The organism is Erythrobacter sp. S267 (assembly GCF_057365045.1).
Map to the genome: position 1 here is coordinate 105,413 of NZ_CP200298.1, position 16,545 is coordinate 121,957.

14 protein-coding genes are annotated in these 16,545 nt (G+C 61.0%); 10 read left to right on the top strand and 4 right to left on the bottom strand.

The window, feature by feature from the left end:
- Positions 1-2 precede the first annotated feature (2 nt).
- The 3 genes from AC0V6X_RS00475 to AC0V6X_RS00485 all read left to right on the top strand — a co-directional run bounded on the left by AC0V6X_RS00475 (position 3) and on the right by AC0V6X_RS00485 (position 2,929).
- Positions 3-971 carry an NAD(P)H-binding protein gene (locus tag AC0V6X_RS00475; RefSeq protein ID WP_486182628.1) on the top strand — a complete coding sequence of 323 codons (969 nt, stop codon included), beginning with the start codon at positions 3-5 and terminating at the stop codon, positions 969-971.
- The gene (locus AC0V6X_RS00480) at positions 968-2,680 is read left to right on the top strand and encodes a solute:sodium symporter family transporter (protein ID WP_486182629.1); all 1,713 of its coding nucleotides are present in this window, start codon (positions 968-970) and stop codon (positions 2,678-2,680) included. The genes AC0V6X_RS00475 and AC0V6X_RS00480 overlap by 4 nt, the downstream gene beginning before the upstream one ends.
- 105 nt (positions 2,681-2,785) lie before the next feature.
- Entirely contained in the window at positions 2,786-2,929 is a 144-nt protein-coding gene (locus AC0V6X_RS00485; RefSeq protein WP_486182630.1) for a lasso RiPP family leader peptide-containing protein, read from the top strand.
- Here the strand turns inward: AC0V6X_RS00485 and AC0V6X_RS00490 are convergent, their stop codons facing one another.
- From AC0V6X_RS00490 to AC0V6X_RS00505, 4 genes are read right to left on the bottom strand one after another with little or no spacing between them, the layout of a single operon-like run.
- Positions 2,930-3,853 (bottom strand): TauD/TfdA family dioxygenase, encoded by a 924-nt coding sequence (locus AC0V6X_RS00490; protein ID WP_486182631.1) that lies wholly within the window; start codon positions 3,851-3,853, stop codon positions 2,930-2,932.
- Positions 3,846-4,802, bottom strand: a complete 957-nt coding sequence (locus AC0V6X_RS00495; protein ID WP_486182632.1) for an aldo/keto reductase — start codon at positions 4,800-4,802, stop codon at positions 3,846-3,848. Before AC0V6X_RS00495 ends, AC0V6X_RS00490 begins: the two co-directional genes overlap by 8 nt.
- Before the next feature lie 2 nt (positions 4,803-4,804).
- A complete protein-coding gene (locus AC0V6X_RS00500) occupies positions 4,805-5,920 on the bottom strand; it encodes a Gfo/Idh/MocA family protein (protein WP_486182633.1) in 1,116 nt (371 codons plus the stop codon).
- Between the two features lie 2 nt (positions 5,921-5,922).
- On the bottom strand, positions 5,923-7,827 hold the full coding sequence (locus AC0V6X_RS00505) for a beta-galactosidase (protein WP_486182634.1): 1,905 nt from the start codon (positions 7,825-7,827) through the stop codon (positions 5,923-5,925).
- A 119-nt stretch (positions 7,828-7,946) separates the two neighbouring features.
- Between AC0V6X_RS00505 and AC0V6X_RS00510 the strand changes: the two genes are divergently transcribed.
- The 7 genes from AC0V6X_RS00510 (at position 7,947) to AC0V6X_RS00540 (ending at position 16,487) form a co-directional block, all read left to right on the top strand.
- A complete protein-coding gene (locus AC0V6X_RS00510) occupies positions 7,947-8,918 on the top strand; it encodes an ArsR/SmtB family transcription factor (RefSeq protein ID WP_486182635.1) in 972 nt (323 codons plus the stop codon).
- A 9-nt stretch (positions 8,919-8,927) separates the two neighbouring features.
- Entirely contained in the window at positions 8,928-9,854 is a 927-nt protein-coding gene (gene metF / locus AC0V6X_RS00515; protein ID WP_486182636.1) for a methylenetetrahydrofolate reductase, read from the top strand.
- Positions 9,851-10,912, top strand: a complete 1,062-nt coding sequence (locus AC0V6X_RS00520; RefSeq protein ID WP_486182637.1) for a homocysteine S-methyltransferase family protein — start codon at positions 9,851-9,853, stop codon at positions 10,910-10,912. Before metF ends, AC0V6X_RS00520 begins: the two co-directional genes overlap by 4 nt.
- On the top strand, positions 10,912-13,542 hold the full coding sequence (gene metH / locus AC0V6X_RS00525; protein WP_486182638.1) for a methionine synthase: 2,631 nt from the start codon (positions 10,912-10,914) through the stop codon (positions 13,540-13,542). The genes AC0V6X_RS00520 and metH overlap by 1 nt, the downstream gene beginning before the upstream one ends.
- Before the next feature lie 181 nt (positions 13,543-13,723).
- Entirely contained in the window at positions 13,724-14,146 is a 423-nt protein-coding gene (locus AC0V6X_RS00530; RefSeq protein ID WP_486182639.1) for a curli assembly protein CsgF, read from the top strand.
- A gap of 71 nt (positions 14,147-14,217) precedes the next feature.
- Entirely contained in the window at positions 14,218-15,126 is a 909-nt protein-coding gene (locus AC0V6X_RS00535) for a CsgG/HfaB family protein (RefSeq protein ID WP_486182640.1), read from the top strand.
- A 209-nt stretch (positions 15,127-15,335) separates the two neighbouring features.
- Positions 15,336-16,487, top strand: coding sequence for a hypothetical protein (locus AC0V6X_RS00540; protein WP_486182641.1), 1,152 nt, complete (start codon positions 15,336-15,338; stop codon positions 16,485-16,487).
- Positions 16,488-16,545 lie beyond the last annotated feature (58 nt).

Sequence of the window (16,545 nt, forward strand, 5' to 3'; positions counted from 1 at the left end):
CCGTGAGTGAGGGCACTTCCAGTTCAGGCGGCAAGACGGTTTTCGTAGCCGGCGCCAGCGGGACGATTGGCCGCGCGGTGGTGCGCGCCTGTGTTGCCGATGGGCACCGCGTCTTTGCGCTGCTTCGTGCCTCTCCTAACGAGCCGATTGCGGAGCTCGCAGGAGCGCAGATCGTCACCGCAGACCTGTCCTACCAAGGGTCAATCACAAGGTTGCTCGCCGAGCATAAGCCCGACACCGTAATCTCCTGCATCGCATCGCGCAGTGGCTCTCCCAAAGACGCGCTGGCGGTGGATTACGAGGCGAATTGCACACTGTTGAGAGCGGCGGTTACGGCCGGAGCAGAGCACTTCATCCTGCTCTCCGCGATCTGCGTCCAGAAGCCCAAACTGGCTTTCCAGCACGCCAAGCTGGCGTTCGAGAAGGAACTGATTGACGCGGAGATTGCGCACACGATCATCCGGCCCACCGCCTTCTTCAAATCGCTGTCGGGACAGGTGAAGAAGGTCGGCAGGGGCAAGCCATTTGCGATGTTCGGCGATGGTGAACTGACGCGCTGCAAGCCTATCTCGGATGCGGACCTCGCGCGTTTCATCGCCCTTGCCGTGACCGATCCGGAGAGGCGGGGGCGGGTCCTGCCCATCGGCGGTCCGGGGCCGGCGATCTCTCCGTTGGATCAGCACGAAATGTTGGAGGCGATCCTCGGCAAGCCCGTGCCCAGGAGATACATCGCTGTGAAATGGCTCGACCGGATCGGAGGCGTGCTCAATTTCGCAGCCCGCACCAGCCCGCTGGGGCGCGATTGGCTGGCGGAGAAAGCGGAATATCTGCGCATCGCCAAGTATTACGCGACTGAGAGCATGCTGGTGCTCGACCCCGCAACCGGCGAATACAGCGAAGGACTGACGCCAGAGTTTGGGCAGGATCACCTCTCCGATCACTATATCGACCTGCTGGACGGCAACGCTTGAGCGGCGCAAATCTCCTCTTCACCCTCGTCACTTGCGTCTTCTTCATGGCGCTGGTCGGCCTCGTCAGCTGGTACAAAACGCGCGGCACGACGGAGACGAAGGAGGGCTATTTCCTCGCAGGGAGAGGCCTGGGCGCGACGTTTATTGCAGGCTCCTTGCTCCTCACCAACCTTTCGGCAGAGCAGCTCACGGGCCTCAACGGATCGGCCTATCGCTTTAACATGTCGAGCATGGGGTGGGAGGTGACAGCGGCGGTCGCGACCATTGCCATGGCGCTGATTTTTCTGCCGAAATATCTCGCTGGAGCCTTCACCACTCTGCCGCAATTCCTGAACGACCGCTTTGATGCGGGCGTGCGGCGAATGTCGGTGGTGCTGTTCATGCTCGGTTATGGCCTCGTGACGATCCCGAGCGTGCTTTACGCGGGCAGCCTGACCGTGATCGCTTTGTTCGATGTGCCTGCGCTGACGGGTCTCGCCGAGTTCGACGCGCTGGTCGCGATGGTGGTGCTGATCGGCGTGATCGGGTCGGTCTATGCTATCTTCGGCGGCCTGCGGGCGGTGGCGGTGTCCGATACGCTCAACGGCATCGGCCTGCTCATCATCGGCATCGCCGTGCCGGTCTTCGGGCTGATTGCGCTGGGAGGAGGCGACTTTGGCGCAGGCCTTGCTCAGCTCACCGCCGAACATCCCGAAAAGCTCAATGCGATCGGCGGCGCGGATGACCCGACCCCCTTCGGCACGCTGTTCACCGGCATGATCTTCGCCAACCTCTTTTACTGGTGCACCAATCAATATGTGATCCAGCGGACATTGGGCGCAAAGAGCCTGGCGGAGGGGCAGAAGGGCGTGCTGTTCTCCGGCTTCTTCAAGATCCTTGTGCCCTTCATGATGATGTTGCCGGGCGTCATCGCCTTCCATCTCTATGGCGCAGGCCTCACCGATATGGATCAGGCCTATGCGCGGCTGATCCGCGATGTGCTGCCGCTTTGGATGAGCGGGTTTTTCCTGGCCGTGCTGCTGGGTGCGGTGCTGTCCTCGTTCAACTCGTTGCTCAATTCAGCGGCGACGCTTTTCGCGCTCGATGTCTATGCGCCGGCGATGAAGCGCAAAGTCTCGGACGTAGAGCTGGTCCGCATCGCCAAGATTGCCAGCGTCGTCATCGCGCTTGCCTCCTTCGTTATCGCGCCGATGCTCGCCCATGCGCCCGAGGGGCTGTTCCAACTGATCCGCAAGTTCACCGGCTTCTACAATATCCCGACAATCGCCGTGGTGATGGTCGGCCTGTTCACTCGCCGCGTGCCAGCGCTGGGAGCCAAGATTGCGATCATCTTCCACGTCATCGCCTATGCTTTGCTGCGCTTCGTGTTTGAGGAGGAGGTGACGCTCCACTTCATCCACCAATATGCCATTCTGTTCGTGATCGAGGTCGGCATCATGTGTGCGTGCGGATATTGGGCGCCGAGGGATAAGGACTGGCAGTTCACCCGCAACGCCAAAGTCGACATGACCCCGTGGCCCTATGCGAAGCCGCTGGCGGTGACGCTCTTCAGCTGCGTGGTGGCGACCTACCTGCTGTTCTCGCCCATCGGAGCGGCGCAGGTTGGCGGTCCGGGCACGCTGTTCGGAGGGCTGATCGCAGCGATTGTGGCGGGCAATCTGGCGTTATGGGCTGTTAGCTTACGACGAGCAGAGCGTGGTTCGAGTTGAAGCGAGCGCCAATACGTAAAATCACGTAAACGGCTGTTTGTGGTCAGGTCCCAGTGGGTTAAAACATGGCAACAGGGGTGCGATCAGTTTTTTACGGAGAGCGCCATGACGCTTCAACCAAAGCACCAATACTCACGCCCACGCCTTACGCGCTACGGCAGCTTGCGCAATCTGACGGGTGGCAGCGGCTGCAATGGCCGCGATGGCAACGGAACGCAGACCCGCAACACGCCGGGCAGCGGCTGCTAATCATCCAATCAGGCTGGCCAGCACGCGGCGCTTTCCTGCAAACGGGCGACGTCCGTGCATCACCGCGAAATTGTCGATCAGAGCCACGTCTCCGGACTCCCATGCGAGGTCGTAGGTCAGCGCGTCTGCGATGCGGATGGCGGGGGCGATGTCCTCGGCGGTGATGGGGGTGCCATCGCCATAGGTGATCGCCTTGTTCGGGTCGTTGCGGCTGTCCGCCCAGCCTCTGAACGCGGCGATCAACTGGTTGAAGAAACTGCGCCGTCCATCCCCAATATCGCGCACCGCTTGCAAAGCAGGCGTCGTGGCCCGGAGCGCGCCGTCGTCTTGCCACTCCCATGAATAGCCGAGCTGTTTGAGGCGTGCCTCCGCTTCCTCGCGGGTCGCGGCGCTCAGCGTGCTGCGCCAACTGCGCCCTTGGCCGGAGCCTGCATCATCATCGCCCGGCATGACATTGGTGTAGCGCACGCCTTCACGCTCAACCCTCGCGACAAACTCAGGAGCCTCGGCAGCGAGCCGTTCGAGCACCCAGTCGGACCGGCATAGCGGTGTTGCGCCTCCGCTTTGCGCAGCGATTTCGCAATAGAAGAACAGTTTGGACGGGTAGAGCGGCGTTTGCGCCATTTCGTGATGGAGGAAAATCTCCGTTTCTGGCGGCGCTTCGTTGGCTGTGAAGACGCGCGGTGTGACATTGGTGCGCACCGCATTGCTGAGCGAGTCTTCGTAAGTGAAGCCAGCCTCCCCATACCCCTCAACCGCCGCGTCAAAGGCGAGCGGGTCGCCCACATCAAACCCGCGAAACAACAGCGCGCCCGCATCGGCGAGGGCTGCATCCACGGCAGCCTTGTTGGCGGAGAGGAACGCGGCGAGATCGCCGCCACCCGGGATGATGCCTGGAAACTCAGATTGGCTCATGTCAGTCATAGATCGGGTGGAACGTGTTGAAGGCAGCCTCGGCAAAGACGCCCGGATCGTTGAAGCGGCGGTTTTGGTTGAGCGAATTGATCGCCATCATCTCAACCGGCGAAAGCTCGAAATCGTCGATGTCGAGGTTCTCGCGCATGCGCTCTGGCTTGGTGGTTTTCGGGATCACCGCCGTGCCGCGCTGGATGCCCCACTTGAGCAGCACTTGCGCAGGCGTCTTCCCATGGGCCTGCGCTGCCACCATCACAGGCGCTGTTCCCAGCAAGCTCTCGCCAGCCTCGGCCATGTTGAGCTCAAAATAGCTCTGCGCGCCCAATGGCGAGAAGGCGGTCACGTCGATCCCATAGCCATTGGCGCAGCGGATCAGCTTCTCCTGCGTCAAATAAGGGTGCGCTTCGATCTGGAGCATGGCGGGCTTGATCCGCGCGTAGGTCATCAGATCGTGGATCAGGGCGGAGTTGTAATTGCAAACCCCGATTTGCTTCACGAGGCCCTTTTCGACGAGCTTTTCCATCGCACTCCAAGTCTCATGCAGCGGCACATTGGCTCGCTCCATCACCGGCTCAGCGGCGTCCGGGTCGGCGATCCATTCGGGCGGATAACGCTCTGCGATCGGCACATATTTGAGCGCGATGGGGAAGTGGATCAGGTAGAGGTCGAGAGTATCGAGTTGGAGGTCGGCGAGCGTTTTGCGACAGGCCTCTTCAACGTGTTCGGCCGCGTGGAAGGTGTTCCACAGCTTGCTCGTCACCCACAGATCCTCGCGCGTCACCAGCCCTTCATCCATGGCGCGGGCGAGGCCCTCTCCAGTCTGCACTTCGTTGGCGTAGTCCGCCGCGCTGTCGAAATGGCGATAGCCTGCGCGCACGGCTTCGACGACGGTGTCAGCGGTGGTTTCCTGCGGGATTTTCCAGAGGCCAAAGCCTTGGCGGGGCATGGTGTCAGGCACTTCTAATCCTCATCCTCAAAATGAATATCGACCGGTTGCCGCGTGGCAATGCTCTGCTGCGCAGCCGCTCCCATCACGACCGAGCGATAGCCGTCGCGCGCGTCGATGAGTGGCTTTGTGCCGCTCACCAATGCTGCGTGAAAGTCGCGCTGCTGGAAGAAGGTCGCACCATGATGCGATCCGGCGGCGAGGGCGTCGGGCGGGGTTGCGACACTCTCGACCTGAGGGCGCTCTGCACCGGGGATGCGCTGCCCTTCGCTGTCGGTTGTGCCGGAGCGCGGCGACCATGTCACTTCGCCCACGGGGAGTTTCACTTCGAGCTTTCCGATGGGGCCAACGGCGGAGATTTCCTCCTGTTGCTCGGACCCTTCCGCAAACATGCACAGGTCAAGGCAAGCGCGCGCTCCGCCGGCAAAATCGACCAGCACAAAGGCGTTGTCGATAATGTCGGGGGTCTCTCCGCCATAGCTTTCGTCGAGGTGGTTCACGTCTTGGCCGCCACTCGCAAAGACGCGCACTGGCTCGTCGCGCAAGATGTGGCGCATCAGGTCAAAGAAGTGGCAGCATTTCTCCACCAAAGTCCCGCCCGTATTGCGGTTGAAGCGGTTCCAGTCGCCGACTTTCTCCAAGAACGGAAATCTGTGTTCGCGGATCGCCAGCATCTTGATATCGCCCGCTTCGCCCGCATGCACACGCTCTATAAAGCGCGTGACCGGCGGCATGTAGCGGTACTCGAGACCCACCCAGAAGAGGTTGTCATAACGGCTCGCCGCAGTGGCCAGCACGCTTGCATCCTCAACGCTCGTGCACATCGGTTTTTCGAGCAGGATGGCAGCGCCCGTCACCATCACCGAATGGGCGATGTCAAAATGGGTGAAGTTGGGCGAGGCGATGATGACGGCATCAGGCTTGACCCGCGCCATCATTTCATACGCGTCGTCGAACAGTTGGACCGTCTGGCCCAGCGCATCGGCCTGTATCTTGGCAGCTTCGCGCGAGTCTGCATCCGGATCGGCAATCGCGACCAGTTCGGCACCATCGACCAGCGCGAGATTGCGCATATGTTCACGGCCCATCATGCCGCAGCCGATGATGGCGTAGGTTTTGCTCTCCCTCATAACTAAAGCGCCGTAACCGAAACGCCTGCGGGGTCAATCGTCTCGCCCAGCGCCTGCACAAAGCGCGGCTCGCTCGCATAGTTGAAGGTGAAGAGGTGGGAGCTCGTCCGCCGCATCCGCACACCTTCGGGCAGGTCGGTGAGGGGGAGGTCTGCCTCCCCTGCGATCCGCGCCACCAATAGGTCTAGCAGCGAGCGGTCGGGCCATGCCGCGACGTAGCGCACGTTGCCCGAGGCAAACACAATCCCTCGACCGTCTTCCAGCGCCAGTTCCGGTTCCAGAGCGCTCTCCACATCCTCCCGCCAGCGTGAGATGGTCCAGTCGCCGCCGCTCTCCACCTCGCCATCGCGAAGGCTTTCGACGCGGGTGACGGTGATGGGGATGAGGGAACGCAGCGCGTCTCCGGGCGGAAGGCCATCGGGGATGCAGAAGCTGTGCGTCTTGCTGCCTGTGCGCGGGCCAATGAGGACGGGGCAGGTGAGGTCTCGCAAATTCTCGACAAAGGCGTCCTCCGCATGGGGAAGGGTGGGGACGACCACCGCCTTGTAGCCCTCCAGCGGCTTGCCCGGCTCGACAAAATCGACGTTTAGTCCCTTGCGGCGCAACGCCGAATACCACTCAAACGCCAGCTCCAAATAGCGGAAGCTCTTGCCCTGCGGCTGGATCCCGCAAATCCACGCCGCCTCATAGGAGAAGACGAGCGCAACCGGGGCTTGGCTCGTTTCCTGCTCGCCGATCTCAGCAATCACTGCCGCCGCCTGACGCGCCTCATCCGCTGCCGGTGCATCGGCGCTGTCGGGGCGGAGCAATCCTGCATGCATCTGCTCCTGCGCAAATGGCGCCTGACGCCAGCGGAAATAGCTCGTGAACTCAGCCCCATGCGCCATCGCTTCCAGGGTCCAGAGATTGACCATTCCGGGCAGCGGAGCGGGATTGAAACGCGCCCAGTTTACCGGCCCCGGCTGCTGCTCCATGACGCCCCAGCGGCCATTCGAACAGGCGCGGTAGAGGTCGTGGTGGAAAGCGGCGATGTCGGGATGGCCCTGCCGCAGATAGGCGTGTTTTTCCTCTGCGGAGAACCAGAACTGCTCCAGAAAGCCGAGCGGATAGCTGTCCCACGTCGCCACATCCAGATCGCGCCCGACGTCGAAATGGTCGAACTCGGTGAAGAAGCCCATGAAGTTGTGCGTGATATCGCGGCCCGGAGAGTGGCGGCGCAGGATTTCCACCTGCTCACGGTTGAACTCGGCCACCATGGAAGAGGCGTATCGGCGATAATCGAGCCAATGCGCCGGGTTGGCTTCGGTCACAGTGAGGTTGGGCGGATCAATCTCATCGAAGAAGCGATATTCCATCGACCAGAAGACATTGCCCCAAGCGCGGTTGAGCGCGCCAATGTCGCTGTAGCGCTGGGCGAGCCACTTGCGAAAACCGCTCGCTGCGGCTGGCGAGAAACTCAGCACCGTGTCGTGGCAGCCATATTCATTGTCGGTCTGCCAGGCGGTGATCGCGGGATGCTCGCCATAGCGCTCAGCCAAGGCAGTGGTGATGCGGCGCGACTCTTTGCGATAGCCCTGATGGCTGAAGTCATAGTGCCGCCGCGATCCGAAACCGCGCGGGTTCCCGTCTGCGTCCACCGCGACCATGTCGGGCATACGGTCGACCAGCCATTTGGGCGGCGTGGCGGTGGGGGTGCAGAGGATGACCTTCAGGCCCTCGGCGTGAAGCACCTCAATCGCGCGGTCAAGCCAGCCCCAATTGAAGCGTCCCGGCTCCGGCTCGATCCGGCTCCACGCAAACTCGCCGATCCGAACAAGGCTCAGCCCCATTTCGCGCATCCGGCGCGCATCGTCGGCCCAAGTCTCTTCTGGCCAATGTTCGGGAAAGTAACAGCAGCCGAGTTTCACGCATCACGCCTTTCTGAAAGTTTCAGGTGGCGGTACCATATCGGTGCATAAGCACCAGTACGATCCCCATTTACACATATAAAAATATCTTTATATCCTTGCGATAGAACACTGATCCCATGGCTATCGACACTCTCTTCAAGGCGCTCGCCGACCCCACACGCCTCCGCATTGCGCGGCTGCTTTCCGCTATGGAATTGGCGGTGGGTGAGCTGGCGCAGGTGCTGGGCCAAAGCCAGCCGCGCGTCTCGCGCCATGTCGGCATTCTGTGCGATGCAGGTCTGGCAGAGCGGCGGCGCGAAGGGAGCTGGGTGTTCCTGCGCGCAACCATGACGGGCGAAGCTGCGGGACCAGTTCTCGCAGCGCTCGACCAGCTGCTCGCCATTGCAGAGGAGCAGAATCCCGACTTTGCCGCCCAATGCGCTGACGACCGACGCAAGCTTGCCGCAATTCGCGCCGCGCGGGAGAGCAATGCCGGTGAATATTTCGCCCGCCACGCTGGTGAATGGGACGAGCTACGCGCGCTCCACACGCCTGAGGCTGAGGTGGAAGCGGCGCTTGCCAAGGCGCTCTCCACCGCGCCCATCGGACACTTGCTCGACGTGGGCACCGGCACGGGCCGCATGGCGGAGCTGTTTGCGGAAACAGCCGAGCGGATCACCGCGCTCGACCGCAACCTCGAAATGCTCAAAGTGGCGCGGGCGAAATTGCAGCACCTCTCCAGCCCCCAGATCGACATTGTCCAAGGCGACTTCACCGACCTGCCCTTTGGCGAGGGGGCGGTGGACACAGTCCTGTTCCACCAAGTCCTCCACTTCGCGCCCGATCCCGCTCAGCCGCTTGCCGAAGCGGCGCGCGTCATCAGCCACGGCGGGCGGATCGCGATTGTCGACTTCGCCGCGCATGACCGTGAGGAATTGCGCAGCCGCCACCAGCACACACGCCTCGGCTTCTCCGATGGCCAGATGGCGGAGCTTCTCACCCAAGCGGGTTTCTCCGCTGCGGACCCAATCGCGCTTGAAGGCGGAGAGCTGGTGGTCAAGATTCTGGATCGCTACCCGAGTTTCCTCTCCCAACAACCCCTGACCTGAAACGAAATCATGGCCCCGACCCTCGACCAACTTCACGAAGCGCGCACCGCAACCGATGCGCCCCTGTTCTCCGGCTTGCCCGGCGACATTGCGATCAGTTTCGAATTCTTCCCGCCAAAGAGCGAGAAGATGTCGGAGACTTTGTGGAACTCGGTTGCGATGCTGGGGCCGCTGGGGCCGCGCTTTGTCTCGGTCACCTATGGCGCGGGCGGCTCGACGCGGGAGCGCACGCATGAACAGGTCGTGCGCATCCAGAATGAAGCGAAGATCCCCGCCGCCGCGCACCTCACCTGCGTCAACGCGACGAAGGAAGAGGTGAACGCGGTCGCGCAGCATTATTGGGACGAAGGCATCCGCCACATCGTCGCTCTGCGCGGCGATGCTCCCGATGGTGGAGCCTACACGCCCCATCCCGGCGGCTATGCCAATGCGGTTGAGCTGATTGCGGGCCTCAAGCAAGTCGCCGATTTCGAGATTTCGGTCGCCGCCTATCCGGAGGTTCACCCCGACAGCCCCGATGCGCAAACCGACATCGCCAACCTCAAAGCGAAATTCGACGCAGGCGCAGACCGCGCGATCACGCAGTTCTTCTTTGATCCGGAATGCTTCTTCCGTTTCCGTGACGAGGCTGCTGCGGCTGGCATCGACGCCGAGATCGTGCCGGGCATCATGCCGGTGATGAGCTTTGCAGCAGTTCAACGGATGAGCGGGCTGTGCGGAACCGCGATCCCGGCTTGGATGGAGGGGCTGTTCGAAGGCCTCGACGAACGCCCCGAAGCGCGCCAGCTGGTCAGCGCGACTATCGCGGCTGAGCTGTGCCGCAAGCTTTATGCAGGCGGCGTGCGGCAGTTCCACTTCTACACGCTGAACCGCGCAGAGCTGAGCTATGCGATCTGCCATATGCTCGGGAAGCGTCCCATCGGAGACGCCGCATGAGCGCCCGCGAGCGGTTAAATGAAGCGGCCAAGGACCGCGTGCTGATTTTCGACGGCGCGTTCGGGACGCAGATTCAGGAGCGCAAGCTGTCGGAGGAGGACTATGCCGGTTCGCTGGGTCTAAATGCCGACCAAAAGGGCAATAATGACATCCTTGCTTTGACCCGGCCCGATGTCATCCGCGACATCACGCGCGCCTATCTGGACGCGGGATCGGACGTGATCTCGACCAACACCTTCTCTGCGAACTCGATCAGCCAAGCCGATTACGCGGCAGAAGATCAGGTGCGCGCGATCAACATCGCCAGCGGCAAGATCGCACGCGAGCTGGCGGATGAGTATGAGGCCAAGGATGCGGCCAAAGGGATAAAGAGGCCCCGCTTTGTCGCAGGCGCCATCGGTCCGACCAACAAGACGCTCTCGCTAAGCCCCGATGTCGAAGACCCCGGCTTTCGCGAGATCGATTTTGACGAGCTGACCGCTGTCTACAAGGAACAGGCGGCGGCCCTGATCGAAGGCGGCTGCGACTTCATCCTGATCGAGACGGTGTTCGACACGCTCAACGCGAAAGCCGGGATCATGGCAGTCAAGCAGCTCGAAGCTGACCTCGGACGCGAAGTGCCGGTGATGATCTCCATGACCCTCACCGACCTTTCGGGCCGCAACCTTTCGGGCCACACGGTGGAGGCGTTCTGGTACGCGGTGCGCCACGCCAAGCCTGCGACCATCGGCCTCAATTGCAGCTTCGGCGCGGACCAGCTGCGCCCGCATGTCCAATCGCTCTCCGGCATCGCTGATACGCTGATAATGGCCTATCCGAACGCAGGCCTGCCCAATGAGCTGGGCGAATATGACGAGCTGCCTGAGACGACAGCGACGCTGGTGCGTCAATGGGCGGAACAAGGCCAGGTGAATATTGTTGGCGGCTGCTGCGGGTCTTCTCCAGAGCATATCGCAGCGATTGCAGAGGCGGTTTCGCAGCTGCCCCCGCGCGACATTCCGACGCCCGAGGTTGCAATGCGTCTATCCGGCCTCGAACCCTTTGTGGTGGCCGCATAATGACCGAACAACAAAACTCCTCAGCGCGCTTCATCAATGTGGGTGAGCGCACCAATGTCACCGGCTCGGCGCGGTTCAAGAAGCTCATCATGGCGGACGATTATGCGACCGCTGTCGAAGTCGCTCGCCAGCAGGTCGAGAACGGCGCGCAGGTGATCGACGTCAATATGGATGAAGGTTTGCTCGACGCGGAAGCCGCGATGACGACCTTCCTCAAACTGATCGCAGCGGAGCCTGACATTGCGCGGGTCCCGGTGATGATCGACAGCTCCAAATGGGATGTGATCGAAGCAGGGCTCAAATGCGTCTCGGGCAAGCCGATTGTGAACTCGATCAGCATGAAGGAGGGCGAGGAGTCTTTCCTCGACCAAGCGCGCAAATGCATGGCCTATGGCGCGGCGGTTGTCGTGATGGCCTTTGACGAGACCGGTCAGGCCGACACCAAGACCCGCAAGGTCGAGATTTGCAAACGCGCCTATGACCTCCTCACCGGGATCGGCTTCCCGCCCGAGGATATCATCTTTGACCCCAACATCTTCGCGGTCGCCACTGGCATTGAAGAGCATGATCGCTACGGCCTCGACTTCATCGAAGCGGTTCAAGAGATCAAAAAGCAATGCCCGCATGCCAAGACCAGCGGCGGGCTCTCCAACCTCTCCTTCTCCTTCCGCGGGAATGAGACGGTGCGGCGCGCGATGCACTCGGTGTTCCTCTACCACGCCATCCCCGCCGGGCTCGACATGGCGATTGTGAATGCGGGGCAGTTGGACGTCTACGACACGATTGACCCGGTGCTTCGCGATGCCTGCGAAGACGTGATCCTGATGCGGCGCAAAGATGCGACCGAGAGGCTGATCGACCTTGCTGAAAGCTTCAAGGGCAAGAGCGTTGCGGATGAGAAGGCGGCAGAGGAATGGCGCGGCTGGGACGTGACCCGGCGGCTCGAACACGCTCTCGTCAAAGGCATCGACGCGCATGTGGTCGACGATACGGAGGAAGCGCGGGCCGCCATCGCCGACAAAGGCGGGCGGCCTATCGAAGTGATCGAAGGCCCGTTGATGGACGGCATGAATGTCGTCGGCGACCTGTTCGGCTCGGGCAAAATGTTCTTGCCCCAAGTCGTCAAATCCGCGCGCGTGATGAAGAAGGCGGTCGCCCACCTGATCCCCTACATCGAGGCTGAAAAGGAGCTCCTGCCCGAGGCTGAGCGCAGTTCCAAAGGCACGATCATCATGGCGACCGTGAAGGGCGACGTGCACGATATCGGCAAGAATATCGTCGGCGTCGTCTTGCAGTGCAACGGTTATGACGTGATCGATATGGGGGTCATGGTCCCGTGGCAGGACATCCTGAAAGCCGCGAATGACAACAAGGCCGATATGATCGGTCTCTCCGGCCTCATCACGCCGTCCTTGGACGAGATGGTGACGGTGGCAGAGGAAATGCAGCGTTCCGGCATGACCATGCCGCTGCTGATCGGTGGGGCTACGACGAGCAAGGTTCACACCGCGCTCAAAATCGACCCCAATTACGAAGGTCCGGTGATCCATGTGCTCGATGCGAGCCGTGCTGTGGGCGTTGCGTCAAAGCTGCTTTCCGACACGCAGCGGGATGGCTTTGTGGAGGAGGTCGCGGACGAATACACCCAAGTCCGCGATGCGCGCGCTGGCAAGGCGGAGAAGCAATTGCTCACCCTCGAAGAGGCGCGGGCGAATTATTACGACGCCTATCTGTCCGACAAGCCAGCGCCTCCGCTGAAGCCCGGTGTGCATGTGTTCGACGATTGGTCGCTGGAGAAATTGCGCGACTATATCGACTGGACGCCCTTCTTCCGCGCTTGGGAACTGCACGGCAATTACCCCGCGATCCTCGATGACGAAGTGGTGGGGGAGAGCGCGCGCAGCTTGAAGGCCGATGCCGATGCGATGCTCGACCAGATCATCGAAGAGAAATGGCTCACTGCGCGCGGCGTTGCCGGTTTCTGGCCGTGCGCGCGGGACGGCGACGACATCACCATCCACCGCGTCCGGCGAGAGGAGCATGTCGTGCTCCCCATGCTGCGCCAGCAGATCAAGAAATCGCGCGACCGGGCGAATATGTGCCTTGCTGACTTCATCGACCCCCATGGCGATTGGATCGGCGGCTTTGCGGTCGGCATTCACGGGCTGGAACCGCACTCTGCGCGCTTCCAGGCGGATAAAGACGACTATTCCGACATCTTGCTGAAAGCGCTGGCCGACCGCTTTGCCGAAGCCTTTGCTGAGGCGCTGCACGAACATGTGCGCCGCGATCTGTGGGGCTATGCTCCGGGCGAGCAGCTCACCAATCAGGCGCTGATCAAGGAACAATATCGCGGCATTCGGCCTGCGCCGGGCTATCCAGCATGCCCCGACCACTCGCTGAAACCGATCCTGTTTGAGCTGCTGGAGGCGGAGGCGAATGTCGGGCTGTCTTTGACTGAGAGCTTTGCGATGTGGCCGACAGCGGCGGTCAGCGGGTTCTATTTCGGCCATCCGGAGGCGCAATATTTCGGCGTCGCCAAGATCGGGCGCGACCAATTGGAGGACTATGCCAAGCGGCGCGGAGTGGATCTCCAGACAGCTGAGCGGTGGCTTCGCCCGAACCTGTGAGGCAAGCGTCTCAGAGTGAAACAACTCGTCGCAAAATCCGCTCTGATCGTTGGAATTACTCGCCAAAATGCGACGGATGGAAATGAATCCGCTCGACTCTTCCCCTTTGACTACGTAGTAACACCAAGCGAAATGTTAACCGTGGTGTAGAGCTGCCCGTCTGGGCAGGGGGGAAATTGTCATGAAAGTATTGTCAGCGACCGCTGTGGCGCTTGGCCTGTGCATGACCGCGACGCCTGCTTTGGCGCAGGATTTGGTTCACCAGCCGATTAGCCCGACTTTTGGCGGCAACCCTTTCAATTCCAACCATATTCTTGGCACTGCCAATGCGCAGAACAAGACCACTGATCCCGATGCGATCGACCGCAACGATCAGTCGAGCATCTTTTCGCGCCAACTTGAATCGCGGCTGCTCTCTGCACTCTCATCCCAGATCGTCGACGCGATCTTTGGTGAAAATCCGCAAGAGCAAGGCACGATCACTTTTGGCGGCCAGACCATCGAATTCTTCCGCGGCCTTGATGAGGTAACGCTGATTATCCGCGATGATGACACTGGCGAAGAAACCCGCATCGTTATCCCTCTGTTCGTAGAGGTGAATTGATGGGTCTTTGGGGGAAGACTGCTGCTCGGGTGAGCGCGCTTGCTGCTGCTTCGGCGATGCTGGGCGGCTGCATGTCAATTCCAAGCGATGGCCGTGATTTCCTGCCGGAGACGACCAGCCTCGCCTATTTCCCGAAACAGACGCAGACGCAGAACTTGCTGAAGCAGCTGCCCGCACCGCAGCGACAGGTGGCGATTGCGGTCTATGGATTCTCGGATCAGACCGGCCAGTTCCGCCCTACCAACACTGGGCAAACCCTATCGCGCGCTGTGACGCAAGGGGCGGGCTCGATCCTCGTCAAAGCGTTGCAGGATGCAGGCGACCGTCAGTGGTTCACTGTGGTGGAGCGCGAACGGCTCGATAACCTTCTGAAAGAGCGTCAGATCATCGGTGAGATGCGTCGGCGTTATCTGGGTGAGGAGCAAGTTGATCCCAACGCGCTGCCCGCTCTGCTGTTTGCAGGCGTGCTGCTGGAAGGCGGGATCGTCGGCTATGACACCAACACCGTGACCGGCGGGGCAGGCGCAGCCTTCCTCGGCATCGGGGCGCGGACCGAATATCGCCAGGACACCGTCACGGTTTACCTGCGCGCAGTTTCGGTGCGGACCGGCGAAGTGCTGGCCAACATCCAAACCTCCAAGACCATCGCCAGCCAAGCCATCGGCGCCAGCGCTTATCGCTTCGTCGCCTTCCGCGAATTGCTGGAAGCTGAAGCCGGGATCACCTCGAACGAGCCGGATCAGGTCGCGCTGCAGCAAGCGATTGAAAAGGCGGTCTATGGCCTCGTCTTGGAAGGGGTGGATCTGGGCCTTTGGCGATTTGACGACATGGCCGGTGCGGAGGCCTTGATGAGCAATTACCGCGCTGAGCGAGATGGGATTTACGACGCACACGATGTGCAGAAAGCGGTGGAGCGCGCAGGCTCTCTTACCGCACTGACCGTGGTCGAAAGCGAAGATGGCGAGGACGAAGGGTCCTAGCCAGCCGCGCAGATAACAATACCTCCTGGCGCTGCACATAAAACGAATAGGCGCACGGGAGCCAAGGGTCGCAAACCAGAGTTTTTCGGAGCCTGTCTTCGGGAAGCTGACAAATATCTTGGGGGCTCGTTCGCTCAGCAGCATGCGTTGTTGGTGTGGGGAAACGGGGCCATGGTGAGGAGACACTTGTTATGAGTGCGACTATAAGAATGAGAAGCCTTTTGACCGGTGCAGCGGTCGGGGCGCTGGCGGTTGCGTCGCCCGCGATGGCGCAGGACAATTCCAGCACGGTGACGCAGACCGGGACGAGCAGCTCCGTGACGGTCGATCAGATCGGCGTGGATGGCACATCAGCCGTGACACAGGGCGCTGACAGCAGCAGCGTCACGATTGAGCAGGATGGCATTGATCTTGGCTCACTTAACCCCAACACCAGCGCAAGCACGGTGACGCAGGATGGCTTTGACCAGCGGGTCAATTCGTTCCAGCGCGGCGATGGCAACGCATCGAGCGTGTCGCAATCGGGTATCGAAATGGAGCTCGACCTGATCCAGGGCGGCTTCGACAACAGCTCTGTCGTCAATCAGTCCGATACCGATAACGCGGCTGACGTCTTTCAGGACGGCAACGGCAACTTCTCGACGATTACGCAGGCGAACCGGGACGGGACGATTGATCTCGACCAGTTGGGCGATGCCAACAGCAGCACGATCACTCAGCAGTTTGACAACAACCAGAACGCCGCGGTGATCCAGTCGAACTTTACTGGCGCTATCGGCAACACCTCGATCATTACGCAGAATGCATCGAACAGCGATGCCTTCGTGACGCAGTCGGGTGAGGAGAACTTCTCCAACGTTCTGCAAGGCGACATTTCTGACAATCAGGAAGCGACGATTATCCAGACGGGTAATCGCAACTCTTCCAACGTGCAGCAGGGGCTCAACCTGAGTGGCCCGCTGGATGACGACAACGAAGTGTTCGTCACCCAGCAAGGCAATGACAACATCGCCTTCTCGCGCCAGATCAATGAGCGCAACTTTGTCGACATCGACCAGATCGGCGATTTTAACGAAGCACGGGTCGATACGCAGGGCAACGGCGCTTCGGGTAGCGGCAACGAAGACAACACTGCTCTGATCGCACAGACCGGCAACAACAACTTTGCCAGCGTCGATCAGCCCGGTGAGAACAACCTCGCCGATGTCCTACAGATGGGCAACGACAACCGGTCCGAAGTGACGCAGGGCGCGGGTTCTGACGGCAACATCGCCACCATCATGCAGACCGGCGATTTTGACGCTTCCTTTGTCACGCAAAATGGCGACGGCAACACCGCCACCGTGACCCAGGGGCCGTAATCACGCTTTCCCAGACCAGACATTGAACACACGAATTTGAAGATAGAGAAGAGGACGA

Coding starts and splice junctions, on each gene's coding strand:
- AC0V6X_RS00485 (WP_486182630.1), top strand. CDS start 2,786: ATGACGCTTCAACCAAAGCACCAATACTCACGCCCACGCCTTACGCGC.
- AC0V6X_RS00490 (WP_486182631.1), bottom strand. CDS start 3,853: ATGACTGACATGAGCCAATCTGAGTTTCCAGGCATCATCCCGGGTGGC.
- AC0V6X_RS00500 (WP_486182633.1), bottom strand. CDS start 5,920: ATGAGGGAGAGCAAAACCTACGCCATCATCGGCTGCGGCATGATGGGC.
- AC0V6X_RS00510 (WP_486182635.1), top strand. CDS start 7,947: ATGGCTATCGACACTCTCTTCAAGGCGCTCGCCGACCCCACACGCCTC.
- metF (WP_486182636.1), top strand. CDS start 8,928: ATGGCCCCGACCCTCGACCAACTTCACGAAGCGCGCACCGCAACCGAT.
- AC0V6X_RS00520 (WP_486182637.1), top strand. CDS start 9,851: ATGAGCGCCCGCGAGCGGTTAAATGAAGCGGCCAAGGACCGCGTGCTG.
- metH (WP_486182638.1), top strand. CDS start 10,912: ATGACCGAACAACAAAACTCCTCAGCGCGCTTCATCAATGTGGGTGAG.
- AC0V6X_RS00530 (WP_486182639.1), top strand. CDS start 13,724: ATGAAAGTATTGTCAGCGACCGCTGTGGCGCTTGGCCTGTGCATGACC.
- AC0V6X_RS00535 (WP_486182640.1), top strand. CDS start 14,218: ATGTCAATTCCAAGCGATGGCCGTGATTTCCTGCCGGAGACGACCAGC.
- AC0V6X_RS00540 (WP_486182641.1), top strand. CDS start 15,336: ATGAGAAGCCTTTTGACCGGTGCAGCGGTCGGGGCGCTGGCGGTTGCG.